Below are 21,083 nucleotides of genomic sequence, written 5' to 3'. Positions count from 1 at the left end.
GGTAATGCTGCCAACTTACTGATTTAGTGTATGATGGTGATTTTAAGGTGCTTGCGTGGCTTCCATTTCCATCAGATGTCCTTCCTGCTCCGCTACTGAAGGCGTGGTGCGTAACGGCAAAAGCACTGCCGGACATCAGCGCTATCTCTGCTCTCATTGCCGTAAAACATGGCAACTACAGTTCACTTACACCGCCTCTCAGCCCGGTACGCACCAGAAAATCATTGATATGGCCATGAATGGCGTCGGATGTCGCGCCAGTGCACGCATTATGGGCGTTGGCCTCAACACGGTTTTACGTCACTTAAAAAACTCAGGCCGCAGTCGGTAACCTCGCGCATACAACCGGGCAGTGATGTGATTGTCTGCGCTGAAATGGACGAACAGTGGGGCTACGTCGGTGCTAAATCACGTCAGCGCTGGCTGTTTTACGCGTATGACAGGATACGGAGGACGGTTGTGGCGCACGTCTTCGGTGAACGCACTCTGGCCACACTGGAGCGTCTTCTGAGCCTGCTGTCGGCCTTTGAGGTCGTGGTATGGATGACGGATGGCTGGCCGCTGTATGAATCACGCCTGAAGGGAAAGCTGCACGTTATCAGCAAGCGATATACGCAGCGCATTGAGCGACATAACCTGAATCTGAGACAACATCTGGCAAGGCTGGGACGGAAGTCACTGTCGTTCTCAAAATCGGTGGAGCTGCATGACAAGGTCATCGGGCATTATCTGAACATAAAACACTATCAGTAAGTTGGAGTCATTACCCGTCAATTTAAAGAAATATCTGAACAATAAATTGTTATGCATAGCTCATTATTCATATACGAGAATGAAATTAATTCTTGCGGCTGTATTTTGAATACTAATTGATTTTATTTTTTAGCGGTCTGAGGTGATTGCAGGATTATTCATTCAGTATCGTGTTGATAATCCTGTATTGCATTTATTTCCTGTATGCCTTTAGAGTTGCTCATATTGTAACTGCTTGTTTTTGTGGTTCTTTTTATTTGATGCTGTTAATGCATTTTTAATGTTATTATTAATGTCCGATTCCGGACGGAAAACAAAGTTTAATTGAACCTTTCCGTAAAGGCATCGCATAATCCTCCTCGCAAAACAAAATTGTTTTCTATGCATTAATAATTGATGGATCAACACTATTACGTCCCTGAGGAGGGATGACAAATGCACTCCTGGAAAAAGAAACTTGTAGTCTCACAATTAGCATTGGCTTGCACTCTGGCAATCACTTCTCAGGCGAATGCTTCAACGGATATCTCCGGCACAACGTATAATACGTTTGTGCATTATGATAATTCCTCTTACGCTGACGGCGTCTATTTTGAAGGTTATGTCGGCTGGAATAACTACGCTACGGACAGCGTATACAACGGAGATATTTACCCGGTAATCAAGAATGCAACCGTTAATGGCGTCATTTCAACGTATTACCTGGATGATGGTCTGAGCACCAACACCAATGACAACAGCCTGACGATCAAAAACAGTACCGTTCACGGTATGATCACCTCGGAATGCATGACCACCGATTGTGTGGGCCGTGACACCACGGGGTATGTTTACGACCGCCTGACGCTTACCGTTGATAACTCGACCATCGACGATAACTACGAACACTATACCTACAACGGCACCTATACCGACGGCACAGCGGATACCCATGTTGTCGACGTGTATAATATGGGCACCGCGATTACCCTGGATCAGGAAGTTGATCTGACTATCGCCAATAATTCTCACGTGGCGGGTATTACGCTGACTCAGGGATACGAGTGGCAAGATGTTGACGACAATACGGTCAGCACTGGCGTTAACAGCGGCGAAATTTTCAACAACACAATTACCGTTACCGATTCTACTGTGACCTCAGGGTCTCTCTCCGACGAAGGCACGTCAGGTTGGTTTGGCAACAATAACAATGCCAGCGATTACAGTGGCGAATACAGTGCGGATGACGTCGCCTTAGCCGTGGTTGCCACGCCGGCAGCCGATAATGCAATGCAAACCACTGCGTATCTGAGCAATTCCTCGCTGATGGGGGATGTGGTCTTCTCCAGCAACTTTGACGAGAACTTCTTCCCGAACGGTGCGGACAGCTATCGCGATACTGACGACCACGTGGACACTAACGGCTGGGATGGCACCGATCGCCTGGACCTGACGCTGGACAACGGCACTAAGTGGGTTGGCGCGGCGATGTCTGTTCATCAGACGGATACCGATGGCGACGGTATTTACGACAGCGTTGCTGCAGGTACTGACGCAACCTCTACGCTGATTGATATCGCCGCTAACAGCCTGTGGCCGTGGTCAACCTATGGCGTGGATAACAGCGACACTGCCTACGGTGAAGATGGTCACGTCATTGGCAACAACGTATATCAAAGCGGTTTATTCAACGTCACGCTGAATAATGGTTCTCAGTGGGATACGACGAAGTCCTCTCTGATCGATACCCTGAACATCAACAGCGGTTCTGTCGTGAATGTTGCAGATTCTTCACTGGTTTCTGACACTATCGCACTGACCGGCGGCGCGGCGCTGAATATCAATGAAGATGGTCATGTTGCGACCGATGCGCTGACCATCGACAACAGTACCGTGACCATTGCTGATGATGTCTCTGCGGGCTGGGGCACTAATGATGCGGCACTGTATGCCAACTCGATCACGGTGACCAACGACGGCGTCCTGGACGTGGGCAATAGCACCGCGTATGCACTGCAAGCGGATACCCTGAACCTGACCAGTTATACCGACGCCAACGGCAACGTACACGCCGGTGTCTTTGATGTTCACAGCAACAGTTTCGTGCTGGACGCCGATCTGACTAACGATCGTACCTGGGACAACAGCCAGTCTAACTACGGCTACGGCGTTATCGCCATGAACTCTGATGGTCACCTGACCATTAACGGTAACGGCGATGCGTATAGCGCGGACCTGGCTGAAGTTGATAATGCGGGTGATGGCGTTGCGGCTGCAACCGGCAACTACAAAGTGCGTATCGACAACGCGACGGGCGAAGGCGCTGTTGCGGATTATCAGGGCAAAGAGCTGATCTACGTAAACGATAAGAACAGCACTGCCACCTTCTCCGCCGCTAACAAAGCCGATCTGGGTGCCTACACCTATCAGGCGCAGCAGGAAGGCAATACCGTTGTTCTGCAGCAGATGGAGCTGACAGACTATGCGAACATGGCGCTGAGCATCCCGTCTGCTAACAACAATATCTGGAATCTGGAGCAGGACACCGTAGGGACTCGTCTGACCAACGCGCGTCACGGTCTGGCCGACAACGGCGGCGCATGGGTGAGCTACTTCGGCGGCAGCTTCAGCGGCGACAACGGCACCATTAACTACGATCAGGATGTTAACGGCATCATGGTCGGTGTTGATACCAAAATTGATGGTAACAACGCGAAATGGATCGTCGGTGCCGCAGCAGGCTTCGGCAAAGGCGACATGAGCGACCATACCGGTCAGGTGGATCAGGACAGCCAGTCCGCGTACATCTACTCTTCCGCGCGTTTTGCAAACAACATCTTTGTTGATGGCAACATGAGCTACTCGCACTTCAACAACGATCTGTCCGCCAACATGAGCAATGGACAGTATGTTGATGGCAGCGCGTCTACGGATGCCTGGGGCTTCGGTCTGAAACTGGGTTATGACTGGAAACTGGGCGATGCGGGTTACCTGACGCCGTACGGCAGCGTGTCTGGCCTGTTCCAGTCTGGCGACGACTACCAGCTGAGCAACAATCTGCAGGTTGACGGTCAGTCTTACGACAGCATGCGTTATGAACTGGGTGTTGACGCAGGTTATACCTTCGCTTACAGCGAAGATCAGGCGCTGACGCCATACTTCAAACTGGCCTACGTCTATGACGATGCCAATAACGATGCTGACGTAAACGGTGACTCCATCGATAACGGCACTGAAGGTTCCGCCGTTCGCGTGGGTCTGGGTACACAGTTCAGCTTCACCAAAAACTTCAGCGCATACACCGATGCTAACTACCTCGGTGGCGGCGATGTCGACCAGGACTGGTCTGCTAACGTCGGCGTTAAATACACCTGGTAATCGTTCCCGAGTGGAACAGATGTAAGCGTATTTAAATTGGTAAACAATGCCCGTCAAGGATTTGACGGGCATTAATGCAAGGAACGCTAATATGTTGCCTGTCAGTAAACCATTAACCGAATTCGCTCGACTCGACGCATGTTTATCAAAATATGGAACGCGTTTTGAGTTTTCCCGTAATGAGAAACAGACTCTTTATTCCAGTGATGTGAATCGTGATAACACCGTAGTTATCCTTGATGGCATCATTTCATTAAGACGGCAGGAACACATTTTGGTCGGCATAGGGCAGGCGCCTTTTATCATGGGCCTTGCTAACGGCGTGATGGAAAACAACGTGCCGTATGAGCTGATCTCTGATGGAACTTGTTCCGGTTATTTTCTGCCTTCATCGCAAACCGTGACTCTTATCGAAGAGTGCCAGCTGTGGCGTGATGCATTTTGCTGGCTGGCGTGGCTGAACCGCATTCTTGAACTGCGCGATCTGCAACTGATCGGCAATAACTCCTATGAACAAATTCGTTCGACCCTGTTTTCAATGAATGAATGGGAGGAAGGATTACGCGCACGGGTTGGCGTCATGAATTATATACACCAGCGCACGCGTATATCCCGCTCGGTGGTAGCGGAAGTGTTGGCGGCATTACGTAAGGGCGGCTATATCGAAATGAATAAAGGCAAACTGGTGGGAATTAACCGTCTGCCTTCAGAATACTGATCAGGATGCCGGAACCACTAACGGTTTATTTTCGCTCAGTTCGACGACCAGATCGTTAATACCGTCACTCATATTTTTGAAACGCGTCAGCGGTGAGCGCGTCACGACCACAAACGCCCCGACGTTTTGCTGAGGAATCATCGCCATATAGGTAATGAATCCACCACCGCCGCCGGTTTTTTGAATAATGCCCGGACGGCCCTCTTTCGGCGCCATATATACCCAGCCTAAGCCAAGCGCATCTGCTTTACCCGGCACATCCATGCCCGTCACGCGGGTGAGTTGCGCACGCTGATAGATCAGCGTCTGCATCCTGTCGGCCTGACGACTGCGATGGTAAAAGTCAGAGGACAGATACTGCTGCATCCAGCGCATGATATCGCCCGGCGTTGAATAGACGCCGCCGCTGCCAATCGCTGCAAGGGTGTTATTGCACGGACTGGCGCCTTTTTCCGCCACCATCAGACGCTTGCACTGGTCGGGGGACGGCGTATAGGTCGTGTCTTTCATGCCCAAAGGCCGGGTGATCTTTTCTTCAAAGAGTTGGGTGTAAGGCTTACCGGCGGCGGTAGCCAACGCATCCGCCAGCAGGTCGTACGCCAGATTGGAATATGACGCCTGCGAACCCGGCGCGGCTTTAAGCGTGGCGTTAGAAAGATAGTGCCAGCGCTGCTCACGCGTCGGCCAGACAAAAACCGGGCGTTTCGCCGCGCCGCCAGGCTGTTCGCGAGGCAGGGCGCTGGTATGCGTCGCCAGGTTCACCAGGGTAATCGGTTTGCCCTGATACGACGGAACATATGCGCCTGGAGGAGCGTATTTACTCAGCGGATCGTCCAGCCTGACTGTGCCCTGGTCGAGCAGCTTCACCAGCATTTCACTGGTCATTAGCTTGGTTATCGAGGCAATACGGATAACCGAGTCCAGCTGTGGGCGCACATTATTACCTGGGCGGGTTTCGCCGAAGCTGCGAAAGACCCGCTGGTTGCCGTCGATCACAACCAGCGCCATCCCCGTTGCGCCGCTGCCATAAAAAATATGATTGGCGTAACGTTCAACGATATCAGATGCGAAAACCGGTTCAGCGATAGGCTGCGCCGCCTGGACTGAGGTCAATGACGCCGCACACAGCGCGGCAGAAAAAAGCAGACTACGTTTCAACGGTGGTGTCCATGCATGAATAAAAGGAAGAAGACAGTTCGTATTTATACTACGGCGCGTTCTTTTTCAAAGCGCTAATTAAAGCAAGGATAGTTATAAAAACGTAACGACGAGTAAATCCACGTTTTTTGCGGCGAAAGAAAGTTCGCTTTTGTGATCCTGAGCGTATAGTAGCCGTCGTTTTTGTGCGGGAGGCTGTAATCCGTCGAAACAATATTTCAGCAATGGCAGACGAACTAAGCGCCGCCATTCTGGTCACAATGGCGGTTTCGCTGGTGTGACGTTTTTACTTTCTTCAGCACAGCCGTTGTCATAACGATAAGAAGTTAGCAGGAGAGCATTATGTTCAAGTCATTTTTCCCGAAGCCGGGACCCTTTTTTCTCTCGGCGTTTATTTGGGCAGTCGCTGCCGTCATTTTCTGGCAGGCGGGTGGGGGAGACTGGGTTGCGCATTTCACCGGCGCAACGGACGACGTGCCCATTAGCGCCGCGCGTTTCTGGTCTTTGAACTACCTGATCTTTTATGCTTATTACGTGCTTTGCGTGGGGGTATTTGCCCTGTTCTGGTTTATCTACAGCCCGCACCGCTGGCAGTACTGGTCGATTCTCGGCACCTCGCTGATTGTCTTTGTGACCTGGTTTCTGGTTGAAGTTGGGGTGGCCGTCAATGCCTGGTATGCGCCCTTTTACGATCTGATTCAGAAAGCGCTTAGCGCTCCTCATACTGTCACAATGGCGCAATTCTACAATGAGTTAGGTATCTTTCTGGGGATCGCGCTGATTGCTGTGGTGATAAGCGTGTTGAACAATTTTTTCGTCAGCCACTATGTGTTCCGTTGGCGTACGGCGATGAACGAATACTACATGGCGCAGTGGCAGCATTTGCGTCATATCGAAGGCGCCGCCCAGCGTGTGCAGGAAGATACCATGCGTTTTGCCTCCACGCTGGAAAGCATGGGCGTGAGCTTTATTAAGGCGATTATGACCTTAATCGCTTTTCTGCCGGTGCTGATTGCGCTTTCTCCACACGTACCAGAACTGCCGATCGTCGGCCATGTGCCTTACGGTCTGGTGATTGCCGCGATTATCTGGTCGCTGATGGGCACCGGTTTGCTGGCGGTGGTTGGGATCAAGCTGCCGGGGCTGGAGTTCAAAAATCAGCGCGTCGAAGCGGCTTATCGTAAAGAGCTGGTGTATGGCGAAGACGACGCCAACCGCGCCACGCCGCCAACGGTTCGTGAATTGTTCAACGCGGTGCGCCAGAACTATTTCCGTCTCTATTTCCACTACATGTATTTTAATATCGCCCGCATTTTGTACCTGCAGGTGGATAACGTTTTCGGCTTGTTCCTGCTGTTTCCGTCGATCGTTGCCGGTACGATTACGCTCGGCCTGATGACGCAAATCACCAATGTGTTTAGCCAGGTACGTGGGGCTTTTCAGTATCTGATAAACTCATGGACCACGCTGGTGGAGCTGATGTCTATCTACAAACGTCTGCGTAGCTTTGAGCGCGAACTGGACGACAACGATATTCAGGCTGTCACCCACACTCTTGGTTAATATAAGGAAGCATTATGTCGGCGGCGTCTCGTTTTTCCCCTTTGTCATTACTGACCGGGCTGGTCCTTGTTGGATGCAGTACCCAGACGGCGCAGCCGCTAAAAAAAGGGGAGAAAGCCGTCGACGTCGCGAGCGTGGTGCGCCAGAAAATGCCAGCCAGCGTCAAAGACCGCGATAGCTGGGCCAAAGACCTGGCGAAAACCTTTGAGAGCCAGAAGATCGCCCCGACGGAGGAAAACGTCTGTTCGGTGCTGGCGGTCGCACAGCAGGAGTCTAACTATACAGCCGATCCCACCGTGCCGGGGCTGAGCAAAATCGCCTGGCAGGAGATTGACCGCCGCGCCGGGCGCATGCATATTCCGCTTTTTCTGGTGCATACCGCGCTTAAAATCAACTCCCCGAATGGCAAGAGCTACAGCGATCGCCTTGATACGGTAAAAACCGAAAAACAACTTAGCGCGATTTTTGATGATTTCATCAATATGGTGCCGATGGGGCAGACGCTGTTTGGCTCGCTGAATCCGGTTCATACGGGCGGTCCGATGCAGGTCAGCATCGCTTTCGCCGAGCAGCACGCCAACGGTTACCCGTGGACGATGGAGGGTACGGTGCGTCAGGAAGTCTTCACCCGTCGCGGCGGACTGTGGTTTGGGACCTACCATCTGCTCAATTATCCGGCGAACTACAGCGCGCCAATTTTCCGCTTTGCCGACTTTAATGCCGGATGGTATGCCAGCCGCAATGCCGCTTTCCAGAATGCCGTCAGCAAAGCCAGCGGCGTAAAACTGGCGCTGGACGGCGATTTGATCGCGTATGGCAGCAAGGCGGCGGGCAAAACCGAGCTGGCGGTGCGTAAGCTGGCGAACAAACTGGATCTCAGTGAAAGCGCTATCCGTCGGCAGCTGGAAAAAGGCGACAGCCTGGCGTTCGAAGAGACGGATCTGTACAAAGGGGTCTACGCTCTCGCCGAGAAGAAAACGGGTAAAGCATTACCGCGAGAGATGCTGCCGGGTATTCAACTGGAAAGTCCCAAGATTAGCCGTAATCTGACGACGGCGTGGTTCGCAAAACGGGTAGACGATCGACGGGCGAGATGTATGAAGCTGTAGCGGGTCGGGTGAGGGAATCCCACCCGACAGGAAAGATCAGTGATGGCGATGCCGCCAGTGCAGGAAGGCGGCAATCACGCCGAAAATCAGACTGCCGACCAGAAACGGCACCAGGCCAAATATTGTACCGACGCCCAGCCCGATTTCGACGCGCGGACGTCCCGTCTCCTGAACCTGCATCAGATGCTCATACACACCCGGCGCGTGAACCAACAGGTTCAGGATCTGCGCGCCAGCCCAGAAACAAAACAGCACAAACACCGCATACGCGATGTTGCCAGGGGTAGAGGAGGTTTCTCGATGTTTCCCATTAAACAGGGATTTTGAGAGAGTGAAATCAGCCATAAATGACCTCCGCGGGAATTTCTGCTTTCTGCCTGACATCTGCCAGGAACGTAGTGTGAGTCTGACAGGTCATCGCGTTTGTCAATATCAGAATGATGGTAAATTAAGCCTGGGATGAGTCCTGGAATGCAGATTTTTGCCGCTTGTCACAAATACATTACCTTAATTTAAATTTTGCAACATTTAAGAAATTCCGCATACGGCACAGACGGGTTTCCAGTACTATGCCACTATGCTTTTTTTCGTGCGGGAGACGCTATGAATTTGCCTGTAAAAATCCGCCGCGACTGGCATTACTATGCCTTCGCCATCGGGCTTATTTTTATTCTTAACGGTGTCGTCGGGTTGCTGGGATTTGAAGCTAAAGGCTGGCAAACCTATGCCGTGGGCGCAGTCACCTGGGTGATGAGCTTCTGGCTGGCGGGGCTGATTATTCGTCGTCGTGTGGAAGATGACGACGCTGCGTCAGTCAAATAATGCGCATTTGAGCGCCCGGTAAGCCTGACGCTACCGGGCAATCAAAAGCGCAGATTACATGGTCGTTTTCAGGGCGTTATCCGCCGCGTGACGCTCCAGCGCCAGCTCGATTAACCGGGTGATCAGGTCGGTGTAGCCTAACCCACTGGCCTGCCACAGTTTCGGATACATACTGATATTGGTGAATCCCGGCAGGGTGTTGATCTCATTGATCACCACCTCGTTATCCGCCGTTAAAAAGACATCCACCCGCGCCATACCGGCGCAGCCCAGCGTCTGGTAAGCCTGGATCGCGATATCACGGATCTTGTCGTTAACCTCAGGCGCGATCGCCGCAGGCACCACAACCTTCGCGCCGTTGTCGTCAATGTATTTGGTGTCGTAGGCATAGAAATCGCTGTTCAGCACGATCTCGCCGCAGGTGCTCGCTTGCGGATGATCGTTGCCGAGGACCGCGCATTCGATCTCGCGACCCTTGATCCCCTGTTCCACCACCACTTTGTGATCGAATCCGAACGCCAGTTCAATCGCCTGCGCATACTGCGCTTCACTGGTGACTTTACTGACGCCCACGGATGAGCCCTGGTTGGCAGGCTTCACGAAAAGCGGCAGACCAAGACGCGCTTCTACGTCGGCAAAGCTGATAGCGTGACGGTTGGCACGGGTGAGGGTGATAAAGGGCGCGATATTCAGCCCGGCATCACGCAGCAGACGCTTGGTGACGTCTTTATCCATACATGCCGCGGAGCCCAGCACGTCGGAACCGACAAACGGCAAATTCGCCACCCGCAGCATGCCCTGCAATGAGCCGTCTTCGCCCAGCGTGCCGTGAACGATCGGGAAAATTACGTCAACTGTCGGCAACGGCTGCGCGGTTTGCGCGTCAATCAGCTGCTGCTCATGTTTACCCGGCACCTGCGCGAGGCTGGTGGTGGAAGGGCGCAGCGCAATGCGCGCCGGATTGTCGGCGTTGAGCAGGTAATTTTCGGCATCGCTGACGTGCCACTGCCCTTGTTTATCAATGCCTAAAAGCACAACGTCAAAGCGGGTCTTGTCGATGGCATCGACAATATTTTTTGCCGATTGCAATGACACTTCATGTTCCGCTGATTTCCCACCAAATACGATTCCTACCCGCAATTTTGCCATCTTAAAACCCATTCCATCGAACGCAAAGCGTATACATTACCACGACAAAACGAGGGATTCGCGGGCTTCTGCCATAATGTTAAGCAGAAACGCAAAGGAGGGGGCGTGAAAGGTAAAGGCTGGCTGTTTATTATTCTCTTGGGCGTGGCGGGGGGCGTGGGGTACCGGTATCTGCCGTCATATTACAATCCCTTTACGCCGCTCGGGCTGACCGATCCGCCCAACTGGCTGACCAAATTCAAGCTTCAGCGGCTGACGAAAGATCAATGTCAGACATTGCTGCAACAGGCGAACCAGCGAAAGCTGATCTCCTCGCAGCCGGTGGCCGACAGTGCGGGCGACTGTCCGTTAACCGACGTGGTGCGCGTCAGGGATTTCGGCGCGGTCAAACTGAGCAGCAGCTTTCTCGCTTCCTGCCCGCTGGCGCTCAGCGCAGCGCTGTTTGTTGAACAGCAGGCGCGGCCGTTAACCGAGCAGTTTATGGCCAGCAGGCTGACGCGTATCGATCACCTGGGCAGCTTCGCCTGCCGCAATATCTACCATCGTCCCGACGCGCGCCGTAGCGAACACGCCAGCGCGCAGGCGCTGGATATCAGCGGCTTTCGCCTTGCCGACGGGCGAAACATAAGCGTGCTGCGCGGCTGGAAGCAGGATGAAAGCGCCCCCTGGCTGCGCGCGATGCTCAGCGCGAGCTGTCAGTACTTTGGTAACGGGTTAGGTCCGGAGTATAACGCCGCGCACGCTAACCATTTTCACCTCGGCATGCACGGATACGGCCTTTGTCGTTAAGCATAACGCGCTATATGTGGGGGGGCATTTATGTGATTTGTTTCACAAATCTGATGAACGGGAAGATAAAATAGCAAACTCAGACCCATCGCATCTCTTGAACCATTCCGCGGCTGCATTATTGCTAAACTGTGCTGCGTTTTCAGTACGTTATCACAACGAGTATTTATGGAATCCTGGAAAGTTAACCTCATTTCCGTCTGGTTCGGCTGCTTTTTCACCGGTCTGGCAATCAGTCAAATCCTGCCGTTCTTGCCGTTGTATATTTCACAGTTAGGGGTTTCCTCCCACGAAGCGCTCTCGATGTGGTCTGGTCTGACTTTCAGTATCACCTTTCTTATCTCCGCCATTGTCTCGCCCCTCTGGGGCAGTCTCGCCGATCGCAAGGGCCGTAAGCTGATGCTGCTGCGCGCCTCCTTAGGCATGGCGATAGCGATTCTGCTACAGGCATTTGCCACAAACGTCTGGCAGCTGTTTTTGCTGCGCGGCATTATGGGGCTCACCTCCGGCTATATTCCTAATGCGATGGCGCTGGTCGCGTCGCAGGTTCCGCGCGAACGAAGCGGATGGGCGCTCAGTACGCTGGCGACCGCGCAAATTAGCGGCGTGATTGGCGGCCCGCTGATGGGCGGCTTTATTGCCGACCATGTCGGGCTACGAGCCGTCTTTTTTATTACCGCAATGCTGTTGATGGTGAGCTTTCTGGTGACCTTCTTTTTAATCAAAGAAGGCGTGCGTCCGACACTGAAAAAGAGTGAACGTCTGAGCGGCAGGGCGGTTTTTGCTTCGCTCCCGTACCCGGCGTTAGTTATTAGCCTGTTTTTCACCACGCTGGTCATTCAACTGTGCAATGGCTCCATTAGTCCGATTCTGGCGTTGTTTATTAAGTCGATGGCGCCGGACAGCAATAACATCGCTTTTCTGAGCGGATTCATTGCCTCGGTGCCGGGTATTTCCGCACTCATCTCTGCGCCGCGACTGGGAAAGCTGGGCGATCGGATCGGCACGGAGCGCATTTTAATGGCGACGCTTATCTGTGCGGTGGTGTTGTTTTTCGCTATGTCATGGGTCACTACGCCTTTTCAGCTTGGCGTACTGCGTTTTCTGCTCGGGTTTGCCGATGGCGCGATGCTGCCTGCGGTGCAAACGCTGCTGGTGAAATACTCCAGTGAGCAAATTACCGGACGTATTTTTGGTTATAATCAGTCGTTTATGTATCTTGGCAACGTTGCGGGGCCGTTAATGGGCGCGACGGTCTCGGCAATGGCCGGTTTCCGCTGGGTATTTATTGCCACCGCGGTCATTGTGCTAATCAACATTGTTCAGTTATTGCTGACGTTACGCCAGCGGGAAAAAGGTCGTACAACGGGTTGAATTAATAAAAGAAAGTGACTTAAGTTAAATCCATGCATTTTTATCATAACTTTAGATTATGGCTGGAGGTGATTATTTATTTGCTTTCTTTAATTTCAGTCTTCCTCACTGCTGGCGAGAAACGTTTCGCTATCGTTAATTTGTGATTATTTACGCAAAGTCATTTCTTTCTTTTAAAAATAATACCCTTCACCTCTAGGCAGCATGAGTTCACAATGATAACGTCAGGCTTCTTTAGTTAAGGGAATACAGTCATGAAAAATCTCATTGCTGAGTTGTTGCTTAAGCTTGCCCAGAAAGAAGAAGAATCGAAGGAACTGGTTGCTCAGGTAGAGGCGTTAGAGATTATCGTCACGGCGATGCTGCGTAATATGGCGAAAAAAGAGCAGGATATCCTGATTCAACAGGTGGAAGGGGCTCTTGACGGGGTAAAGCCGGATGCCAGCATTTCTGATGACGATAAAGAACTGCTGCGCCAGTATGTCCAAAAACTCCTGAAACACCCTCGTTACTAACGTTATTCTTCGTGACAGACGCGTTGGCGGAAATTGACTAGGGCGCTTTTGTCCTGTCCGGCAACGCGAATGTGTTTTGGCTATAAGCCAGAACACGTTGTCATAAACCTGTCACGACATAACGTTATAGTCGCTTTGTTTTTATTATTTTACCCTGAAGACATCCGTTAAAAGTGTGTTGTAGCGTTGGCGCATATAACTCAATGTGTTTTCTACGCTCAGCGGGATTCATTCATTTGTCGCTTTCCTGCAAGGTCTGTTATTTAGGGTAAGTGAGTATTTTACATGGAGAATATAAAATGAAGCGAAGCGGTAAAACCCTTGCGTTGTTACCGCTGATGTTCATTCCAGCCGGACGCGTTGAAATTCCCGTCATGACGCTATGGCGTCATGACGAAATAACTGCTGTCGGGTGGCTTTTTTGAGGTTAGCGACCAGACTTAATGACATCAGTACGAAATCAGGTTCGCGGATCGTCGCCATCCGGCATGGCAAGGCATTTCGCGAAACGCTCGACTGTGTCCTGGTTCAAAAAAGGATGGTGCTATGAAAATAACATTACTGGTAACGCTATTATTTGGTCTGGTCTTTTTAACGACAGTCGGTGCTGCCGAGAAAACACTCACCCCACAACAACAGCGTATGACCACTTGTAATCAGCAGGCGACAGCGCAGGCGCTAAAAGGGGATGCCCGCAAGACGTACATGAGTAATTGCCTTAAAAACAGTCAATCCGATCCTAATGAGAAAAGCCTGACGCCGCAGCAGCAGAAAATGCGTGAGTGCAATTCTCAGGCGACACAGCAGTCGCTGAAAGGTGACGATCGCAGTAAGTTTATGAGCGCCTGCCTGAAGAAAGCGGCCTAAGCGCGTAGTGCTAACGGGTGAGCCGATGACATCGCTCACCCGAAATCTCATACTTTCCCCGCCACGCTCGTCTCTATAATTTGGGAAATTATTTCTAAATGTTCCCAAAAAATAATGAATGACGATAATTTTTACAAAAATCACATCGCGCCGGATGAGGGCGGTTACATCTCTTTGCAGCACGATCTTCAGCGCTCCGGACTGCGATTCGCCCGGCGCGTCAGGCTGCCGCGCGCGGTGGCGCTGGGCGGAATGTTCTTCCCCCTTGCGGCAACCCTGGTCAGCCAGCCGGTAGCAGGGGGCTGGTGGTTAGCGCTGGTTGGCTGGGCGTTCGTCTGGCCGCATCTGGCCTGGCAGATTGCCAGCAGGGCAAGCGATCCGCTGCATCGCGAGTTCAGCAATTTCAAAATAGATGCGATCTTCGCTGGCGTGTGGATTGGGCTGACTGGCGTTAACGCGCTGCCTTCCTGCGCGCTATTGATGATGATGGGGATGAATCTGATGGGCGCGGGCGGTTCGCGGTTGTTTTTCGCCGGAACGGTGCTGATGACATTAGCCACCTTGCTGACACTGCAACTGACCGGCGGTGTGGTGTCGTTTTCCAGCACGCCGCTTGAAGGGGGACTAACGCTGCCTATTATCATCCTCTATCCGCTTTTATTTGCCTGGGTAAGTTACCAGACCGCGACAACGCTGGCGGAGCATAAGCGACGACTAAAGATCATGAGCACCCATGACGGGATGACAGGGGTCTTTAACCGGCGCCACTGGGAGATGCTACTGCGCGCGGAGTTTGAACGCTGTCGCCGGCAGCATTGCGACTGCACGCTCCTGATCATTGATATCGACCATTTCAAGGGAATTAATGACACCTGGGGACACGACGTCGGCGATGAGGCCATTCAGGCGCTGACCCGACAGCTACGGATGACCCTGCGTAGCAGCGACCTGATAGGCCGCTTTGGCGGCGATGAGTTTGCGGTCATTATGCATGGGACGCCAGCCGGCAATGCCATTGCGGCGATGTCGCGGGTTCACGAAGGACTTCGCGCATTACGTCTGCCCTGCGCTCCGCAGGTGATGGTGCATATCAGCGTTGGCGTTGCTCCGCTGACACCGCAGTTTAGCCATTATCGCGAATGGCTGAAGTCCGCCGATCTGGCGCTCTATAAAGCAAAGCACGCCGGACGTAACCGCACCGAAGTGGCGGCGTAACGTCCGGTTGCCTGCTCAGGACTTGCTGAGCTTCTCTGATTTTTCCATACACTTCGCCATCGCTTCGATCACCGCAGCCCGGAACCCGCGCTCTTCGAGGACGCGTACCGCTTCGATGGTGGTACCGCCCGGCGAGCAGACCATATCTTTCAACGCCCCCGGATGCTCACCGGTTTCCAGTACCATCTTTGCGGAACCCATCACCGCCTGGGCGGCAAATTTATAGGCCTGGGCGCGCGGCATTCCACCCAGCACGGCGGCATCGGCCATCGCTTCGATAAACATAAAGACATAGGCAGGCGCGGAGCCGCTGACCCCGACAACCGGATGAATCATCGACTCAGCAATGACCTCCGCCTCGCCAAAGCAGCGGAAAATGTTCAGTACGTCAGCAGTATCTTCAGGCGTCACCAGCGCATTTGGCGTAATGGAGGTCATCCCGGCATTGACCAGCGACGGCGTGTTTGGCATCGCACGAACAATTTTACGGTCATGTCCCAGCGCGCGAGCCAACTGGTCCAGCGTAACGCCCGCGGCAATCGACACCACCAGCGATTCTTTATTCAGGCTGGAGGTGATATCGCTCAGCACTTTGATCATGATGCCGGGCTTCACGGCGCCAAAAACAATATCAGCGATCTGCGCCACTTCCTGGGCGGATTGCGCAGCGTTAATGCCGTACTGGTCGCGCAGCGCGGCGACTTTTTCAGGGGAAGGCGTGTAAACCCAAATCTGGCCGGGGAGCACCTGACCGCTGGCAATCAGGCCGCCGAGGATCGCTTTACCCATATTACCGCAGCCGATAAAACCGATTTTCTTATCCATCTCGTCACTCCCTATGCGTGATAATTGTTGTTTTGACTGATAAAGCCTAGCTTAACGCGTTATGAAAGAGCCATGAAGGGCAAACAGCACTTTGCCGCAGGGCAAAAGCACGCGACAATAGAAAATTGCCTCTTAACGGGAAACAGTATGACGATTTGGGTTGATGCGGATGCGTGTCCGAACGTAATTAAAGAGATCCTTTTTCGCGCCGCCGGGCGAATGCAACAGACGTTGATCCTGGTGGCGAACCAGACTCTGCGCGTTCCACCATCGCCGTTTATCCGCACGCTGCGCGTGCCCGCCGGTTTTGATGTGGCGGATAACGAAATCGTGCGCCAGTGCGCAGCAGGCGATCTGGTGATCACCGCGGATATTCCGCTGGCATCGGAAGTGCTGGCGAAAGGCGCCGCAGCGCTCAACCCGCGCGGGGAGCGTTACACCGAGTCGACGATCCGCGAGCGTCTGACCATGCGCGACTTTATGGATACCCTCCGCGCCAGCGGCATCCAGACCGGCGGGCCGGACAGCCTCTCGCCGCGTGACCGCCAGCACTTCGCGGCTGAGCTGGAGAAGTGGTGGCGGGAAGCTCAGCGCTGAAAAGGATGATGTAATTTATTTTTTACAGTTTTCTCAGCACTGTTTCTTGTTATAGTAGGGATATATTGTTATTTTTAGTTCGAGGTGGAAATTAATGTTTACACTTTGGGCTGTCTACGCATTGGGTGGTATGATTATTACTTTCACGACATTTTATTCCGCAACGTCGCGGCTTTTTGGGGAATTCCCGGTATGACGCAACCGCTTTATCTTGTGGGTCCGCGTGGATGTGGAAAGACAACGGTTGGCATGGCGCTGGCGTCGGCAATTAACTGCCGCTTTGTCGATACCGACCAATGGCTACAGTCGCAGATGCAAATGACAGTGGCGGAGATCGTTGAACGGGAAGGCTGGCCTGGGTTTCGCGCCCGGGAAACCGCCGCGCTGGAAGCGGTCACTGCCCCTGCGACGGTCGTGGCTACGGGCGGCGGCATTATTCTGACGGAATACAATCGTCACTTCATGCGCGAAAACGGCATTGTCGTTTATTTAAGCGCGCCGGTGTCCACGCTGGTGGGACGCCTGGAAGCGTCGCCTGAAGAAGAACTGCGCCCGGCGCTAACCGGCAAACCGCTCAGTGAAGAGGTGCGAGAGGTGCTTGCCCAGCGCGACATATTATATCGCCAGGCGGCCCATTTCATCATTGATGCGTCAAACGCGCCCGACCAGGTGATTTCTGAAATTCGGGGCGCGCTGGCGCAGGTTACGCAGCGTAAACAAGGCGGCGTCTATACTTAAGGTTCATTCTGACAAAAAGGAAGAGCCATGCCGACCAGACCTCCTTATCCACGGGAAGCGTATATTGTCACCATTGAGAAAGGCGCACCGGGTCAGACCGTGACCTGGTATCAGTTGCGTGCCGATCACCCGAAACCCGACTCGTTAATCAGCGAGCATCCGACGGCGCAAGAAGCGATGGATGCGAAAAAGCGTTACGAAGATCCTGAAAAAAGCTGACGCCACAAGCGACTCGGAATGGATTCTGAGTTATCCCTAAACCGAAGCTGCATCACATATTTCGCAGATGACATTTTGTTTCAAAAAACGAACATTAAACGATAACAATATTTTACTGGAATCATCTGGAATCTTTACATAATACTTTGCCCATCTCCTGCTACGCTTTTTTGCATTTGAATTTGCATCAGGCAAATGTCGGCAGTGGCGTAGAGCATTTGTTCGCAAATAAACGACGAAATATAAAAAGGTGGCAAAAATGAGCGCGTCGTTGGCAATTCTCACTATCGGCGTTGTACCCACGAGCGAAATCCTGCCGCTCCTGACGGAGTACATCGACGAACAGCACATTACCCATCACAGCCTGCTTGGAAAAATGAACCGTGAAGATGTGCTCACGGATTATAAAATTGACGCAGGAGAAGCACCGCTCTTAACCCTGCTTAGCGATAATCAACCGGCCCATGTCTCTAAACAAAAAGTCGAACGCGACCTGCAAAGCGTTATTGAGGTGCTGGATAACCAGGGTTACGACATTATTCTTTTGATGAGCACCGCGAGCATCAGAAGTATGACCGCCCGTAACAGTATTCTGCTGGAGCCGCGACGTATTATCCCGCCGCTGGTGGCCTCTATCGTTGACGGACATCAGGTGGGCGTTATCGTGCCGGTCGAGGAGCTTATGTCTGCCCAGGCGGAAAAGTGGCAGGTGCTGGCGTCGCCGCCGGTTTATTCACTGGCGAATCCGGTGCATGGCAGCGTCCAGCAGTTGATCGACGCCGGCAAAGCGCTGCTTGAGCAGGGCGCGGATGTGATTATGCTGGACTGCCTGGGATTTCATCAGCGTCACCGCGATGTGCTGCAAAAGTCGTTGGATGTGCCGGTCTTGCTCTCTAATGTATTGATTGCACGGCTGGCTTCTGAATTGCTGGTTTAATTTTGCGTGACAGGCGAAAGGTCAGGACCCTATATTGGGAGTGAATTTAATCACCAGACAGGGTCAGTTTATGCTTCAAAGTAACGAATACTTTTCCGGCAAAGTGAAATCGATCGGCTTTACCAGCAGCAGCACTGGCCGCGCCAGCGTTGGCGTGATGCTGGAAGGGGAATACACGTTTGGTACCGCAGAGCCGGAAGAAATGACGGTAGTGAGCGGCGCGTTGAATGTCCTGTTGCCGGGCGCAACCGAATGGAAAGTGTATGCCGCCGGCGAGGTATTTAACGTCCCTGGCCACAGTGAGTTCCATTTGCAGGTGGCGGAGCCGACCTCCTACCTTTGCCGCTATCTGTAAACGAGAAAGGCCGGATAGCGACACAAAAGCGTCTTGTCCGGCCTTTCCTTGCGCAGCAACCGCGCTTTAGCGCTGGGCTTCTCCACCCAGGCCTTCCACCAGATTCTGGATCAACGCCGCCAGCTCTCCGGTCATCAGGATAAAGTCAGCGTCGAAACGCTGGGCGAAATCTTCCCGATCGATATCTTCGTTTTGATCGCGCAGTTCGTCGCTGAATTTCAGACGCTTAATCGAACCGTCATCGCAAACCATAAACTGAATGCGCTGCTGCCAGTCGAGGGCCAGCTTAGTTACCACTTTACCGGCTTCAATGTGCACCGCGATTTCGTCGCTCACCAGATCCTGTTTTTTCGCCCGGATCACGCCGCCATTTTCCAGCATCGCTTTCAGTTCGGCTTCGTCCAGCAACTGGAAGCCCTGAGCCACGGTGCCGGAACGCACCCATTCAGTGAGCGTCAATTCGATCGGATTTTCCAGCGCCAGCGGAACCACCGGCAGCGAACCGAGGCATTTACGCAGCAGCGCCAGCGTATCTTCCGCTTTTTTGGCGCTGGCGCAGTCCACCATGATCAGCCCGTTAACCGTGTCGATCCACATCATTGTCTGGCTGAAGCGACTGAAGGCGCGCGGCAACAGAGAATGCAGCACTTCATCCTTCAGCGAATCTTTTTCCGTTTTTTTCAGCTTACGCGCTTGCTCGGCTTCCAGTTTGGCGATCTTCGCTTCCAGCGCCTGTTTGATGACCGGCGAAGGCAGGATCTTCTCTTCTTTACGCGCGCAAATCAGGATCTGGCCGTTGTGGGCATGCGTCAGTGCATCGCTGTGCGATCCCATTGGCGGCACCCAGCCCATTTTGGCCATATCCTGGCTACCGCAAGGGGTAAACGTCATTGAGGCTAGCTGTTTTTCCATCTCTTCAGCGCGCAACGAAATATCGCGGCTAAGACGGTAAACCATTAAATTTTTGAACCACAGCATGATAATTTCCACGGCCTTGTCGTTAAATCCAGCGCGTATAGTAGCGAATTGTCGGCGGCCTTGCATTGCTTAAGCGAAAGCCCGACTCTACGCTATTGATATTGCCGAAAAAAATAAGGAGTGGCCTGTGCGTATAGGTATTGACCTTGGCGGTACCAAAACGGAAGTGATTGCGCTCGGCGAGGCGGGGGAGCAATTGTTCCGCCATCGACTGCCGACGCCGCGTGAGGATTATCAGCAAACTATTGAGACTATTGCGACGTTGGTCGCCATGGCCGAACGCGCTACCGGGCAGACGGGAACGGTCGGAATAGGCATTCCCGGTTCCCTGTCGCCCTACACCGGGGTGGTGAAAAACGCCAATTCGACCTGGCTTAACGGACAGCCATTCGACCACGATCTGTGCGCGCGTTTGCAGCGTGAGGTGCGCCTGGCGAATGACGCAAACTGTCTGGCGGTTTCTGAAGCGGTCGACGGCGCGGCTGCCGGAGCGCAAACGGTGTTTGCGGTGATTATTGGTACCGGCTGCGGCGCAGGCGTTGCGCTGAACGGACGGGCGAACATCGGAGGGAACGGTACGGCGGGCGAGTGGGGGCATAATCCATTGCCGTGGATGGATGAAGATGAGCTTCGCTATCGCGAGGAGGTGCCCTGCTATTGTGGCAAACAGGGGTGTATTGAAACGTTTATCTCCGGCACCGGCTTCGCGACCGATTACCACCGCCTGAGCGGGCATCCGCTGCAGGGTAGCGACATCATGCAGCGTGTGGCGGCGCAGGATCCGGTGGCCGAGCTGGCGTTAAGCCGCTATGAGCTGCGGCTGGCGAAATCGCTTGCCCATGTAGTGAACATACTCGATCCGGATGCGATCGTGCTGGGCGGCGGGATGAGCAATGTCGATCGTTTGTATAAAACCGTTCCGACGCTTATCAAACAGTTTGTCTTTGGCGGTGAGTGTGAAACGCCAATCCGTAAAGCGCTACACGGCGACTCCAGCGGCGTGCGCGGCGCCGCGTGGCTGTGGCCGCAAGGGTAATATTCCTGC

22 protein-coding genes are annotated in these 21,083 nt (G+C 53.1%); 17 read left to right on the top strand and 5 right to left on the bottom strand.

All coding sequences use genetic code 11. From position 1 onward, the window contains the following. Positions 1-55 precede the first annotated feature (55 nt). The 3 genes from OGY07_RS20105 to iprA all read left to right on the top strand — a co-directional run bounded on the left by OGY07_RS20105 (position 56) and on the right by iprA (position 4,828). Positions 56-753 (top strand): IS1 family transposase gene (locus OGY07_RS20105; RefSeq protein WP_094106546.1). Its coding sequence is split into 2 segments (ribosomal slippage): positions 56-305 and positions 305-753, totalling 699 coding nucleotides; the frame shifts between segments, so codons are not numbered across the junction. Between the two features lie 435 nt (positions 754-1,188). Beyond that, entirely contained in the window at positions 1,189-4,110 is a 2,922-nt protein-coding gene (gene ehaB, locus OGY07_RS20100) for an autotransporter adhesin EhaB (protein ID WP_042286069.1), read from the top strand. A gap of 91 nt (positions 4,111-4,201) precedes the next feature. After that, on the top strand, positions 4,202-4,828 hold the full coding sequence (gene iprA, locus OGY07_RS20095) for a hydrogen peroxide resistance inhibitor IprA (protein ID WP_060569088.1): 627 nt from the start codon (positions 4,202-4,204) through the stop codon (positions 4,826-4,828). On the opposite strand, the gene ampH is transcribed toward iprA, so the two are convergent. Then, entirely contained in the window at positions 4,829-5,986 is a 1,158-nt protein-coding gene (gene ampH / locus OGY07_RS20090) for a D-alanyl-D-alanine-carboxypeptidase/endopeptidase AmpH (RefSeq protein WP_042286067.1), read from the bottom strand. A 342-nt stretch (positions 5,987-6,328) separates the two neighbouring features. Here ampH and sbmA point away from each other — a divergent pair, with 342 nt between their 5' ends. Both sbmA and OGY07_RS20080 read left to right on the top strand, forming a co-directional pair. Continuing rightward, on the top strand, positions 6,329-7,549 hold the full coding sequence (gene sbmA / locus OGY07_RS20085) for a peptide antibiotic transporter SbmA (RefSeq protein ID WP_042286065.1): 1,221 nt from the start codon (positions 6,329-6,331) through the stop codon (positions 7,547-7,549). 14 nt (positions 7,550-7,563) lie between these two features. Further along, a complete protein-coding gene (locus tag OGY07_RS20080) occupies positions 7,564-8,658 on the top strand; it encodes a DUF1615 domain-containing protein (protein WP_286602716.1) in 1,095 nt (364 codons plus the stop codon). A 36-nt stretch (positions 8,659-8,694) separates the two neighbouring features. Here the strand turns inward: OGY07_RS20080 and OGY07_RS20075 are convergent, their stop codons facing one another. After that, positions 8,695-9,003, bottom strand: a complete 309-nt coding sequence (locus OGY07_RS20075) for a YaiY family protein (RefSeq protein WP_012904778.1) — start codon at positions 9,001-9,003, stop codon at positions 8,695-8,697. 258 nt (positions 9,004-9,261) lie between these two features. On the opposite strand from OGY07_RS20075, the gene OGY07_RS20070 reads away from it, so the two are divergent. Beyond that, positions 9,262-9,480, top strand: a complete 219-nt coding sequence (locus tag OGY07_RS20070) for a DUF2754 family protein (RefSeq protein WP_042286062.1) — start codon at positions 9,262-9,264, stop codon at positions 9,478-9,480. A 54-nt stretch (positions 9,481-9,534) separates the two neighbouring features. On the opposite strand, the gene ddlA is transcribed toward OGY07_RS20070, so the two are convergent. Then, positions 9,535-10,629 (bottom strand): D-alanine--D-alanine ligase, encoded by a 1,095-nt coding sequence (gene ddlA, locus OGY07_RS20065; RefSeq protein WP_181821888.1) that lies wholly within the window; start codon positions 10,627-10,629, stop codon positions 9,535-9,537. Between the two features lie 105 nt (positions 10,630-10,734). On the opposite strand from ddlA, the gene OGY07_RS20060 reads away from it, so the two are divergent. The 5 genes from OGY07_RS20060 to adrA all read left to right on the top strand — a co-directional run bounded on the left by OGY07_RS20060 (position 10,735) and on the right by adrA (position 15,389). Next, on the top strand, positions 10,735-11,418 hold the full coding sequence (locus tag OGY07_RS20060; protein ID WP_286602712.1) for an extensin-like domain-containing protein: 684 nt from the start codon (positions 10,735-10,737) through the stop codon (positions 11,416-11,418). A 168-nt stretch (positions 11,419-11,586) separates the two neighbouring features. Next, a complete protein-coding gene (locus OGY07_RS20055) occupies positions 11,587-12,792 on the top strand; it encodes a multidrug efflux MFS transporter (RefSeq protein WP_286602710.1) in 1,206 nt (401 codons plus the stop codon). 254 nt (positions 12,793-13,046) lie between these two features. Continuing rightward, positions 13,047-13,307, top strand: a complete 261-nt coding sequence (gene iraP, locus OGY07_RS20050; RefSeq protein WP_042286052.1) for an anti-adapter protein IraP — start codon at positions 13,047-13,049, stop codon at positions 13,305-13,307. Between the two features lie 546 nt (positions 13,308-13,853). Continuing rightward, complete coding sequence (gene psiF, locus OGY07_RS20045) at positions 13,854-14,174, top strand: phosphate starvation-inducible protein PsiF (RefSeq protein WP_060569081.1); 321 nt, start codon at positions 13,854-13,856, stop codon at positions 14,172-14,174. 114 nt (positions 14,175-14,288) lie between these two features. Then, entirely contained in the window at positions 14,289-15,389 is a 1,101-nt protein-coding gene (gene adrA / locus OGY07_RS20040) for a diguanylate cyclase AdrA (protein WP_248316104.1), read from the top strand. A 15-nt stretch (positions 15,390-15,404) separates the two neighbouring features. On the opposite strand, the gene proC is transcribed toward adrA, so the two are convergent. Next, positions 15,405-16,214, bottom strand: coding sequence for a pyrroline-5-carboxylate reductase (gene proC, locus OGY07_RS20035; protein ID WP_042286044.1), 810 nt, complete (start codon positions 16,212-16,214; stop codon positions 15,405-15,407). Between the two features lie 147 nt (positions 16,215-16,361). Here proC and OGY07_RS20030 point away from each other — a divergent pair, with 147 nt between their 5' ends. The 5 genes from OGY07_RS20030 to ppnP all read left to right on the top strand — a co-directional run bounded on the left by OGY07_RS20030 (position 16,362) and on the right by ppnP (position 19,060). Then, a complete protein-coding gene (locus OGY07_RS20030) occupies positions 16,362-16,811 on the top strand; it encodes a YaiI/YqxD family protein (RefSeq protein ID WP_042286041.1) in 450 nt (149 codons plus the stop codon). Between the two features lie 192 nt (positions 16,812-17,003). Next, positions 17,004-17,549, top strand: a complete 546-nt coding sequence (aroL, locus tag OGY07_RS20025; protein WP_181821885.1) for a shikimate kinase AroL — start codon at positions 17,004-17,006, stop codon at positions 17,547-17,549. Positions 17,550-17,576: 27 nt separating this feature from the next. Continuing rightward, positions 17,577-17,768 (top strand): protein YaiA, encoded by a 192-nt coding sequence (gene yaiA / locus OGY07_RS20020; RefSeq protein ID WP_042286035.1) that lies wholly within the window; start codon positions 17,577-17,579, stop codon positions 17,766-17,768. Positions 17,769-18,027: 259 nt separating this feature from the next. Then, positions 18,028-18,705 carry an AroM family protein gene (locus OGY07_RS20015; RefSeq protein WP_042286031.1) on the top strand — a complete coding sequence of 226 codons (678 nt, stop codon included), beginning with the start codon at positions 18,028-18,030 and terminating at the stop codon, positions 18,703-18,705. A 70-nt stretch (positions 18,706-18,775) separates the two neighbouring features. Further along, entirely contained in the window at positions 18,776-19,060 is a 285-nt protein-coding gene (ppnP, locus tag OGY07_RS20010) for a pyrimidine/purine nucleoside phosphorylase (protein WP_042286027.1), read from the top strand. Between the two features lie 66 nt (positions 19,061-19,126). Here ppnP and rdgC read toward each other — a convergent pair whose 3' ends face one another. Then, a complete protein-coding gene (rdgC, locus tag OGY07_RS20005; protein ID WP_286602702.1) occupies positions 19,127-20,038 on the bottom strand; it encodes a recombination-associated protein RdgC in 912 nt (303 codons plus the stop codon). 127 nt (positions 20,039-20,165) lie between these two features. Between rdgC and mak the strand changes: the two genes are divergently transcribed. After that, the gene (gene mak, locus OGY07_RS20000) at positions 20,166-21,074 is read left to right on the top strand and encodes a fructokinase (RefSeq protein ID WP_286602700.1); all 909 of its coding nucleotides are present in this window, start codon (positions 20,166-20,168) and stop codon (positions 21,072-21,074) included. The last annotated feature ends 9 nt before the right edge of the window (positions 21,075-21,083 follow it).

It is taken from the genome of Citrobacter sp. Cs237, from assembly GCF_030332325.1.
GTDB lineage: Bacteria > Pseudomonadota > Gammaproteobacteria > Enterobacterales > Enterobacteriaceae > Citrobacter_A > Citrobacter_A sedlakii.
Note: the sequence above shows the minus strand (reverse complement) of the source record. Positions and strands in the feature narration are given on the sequence as shown.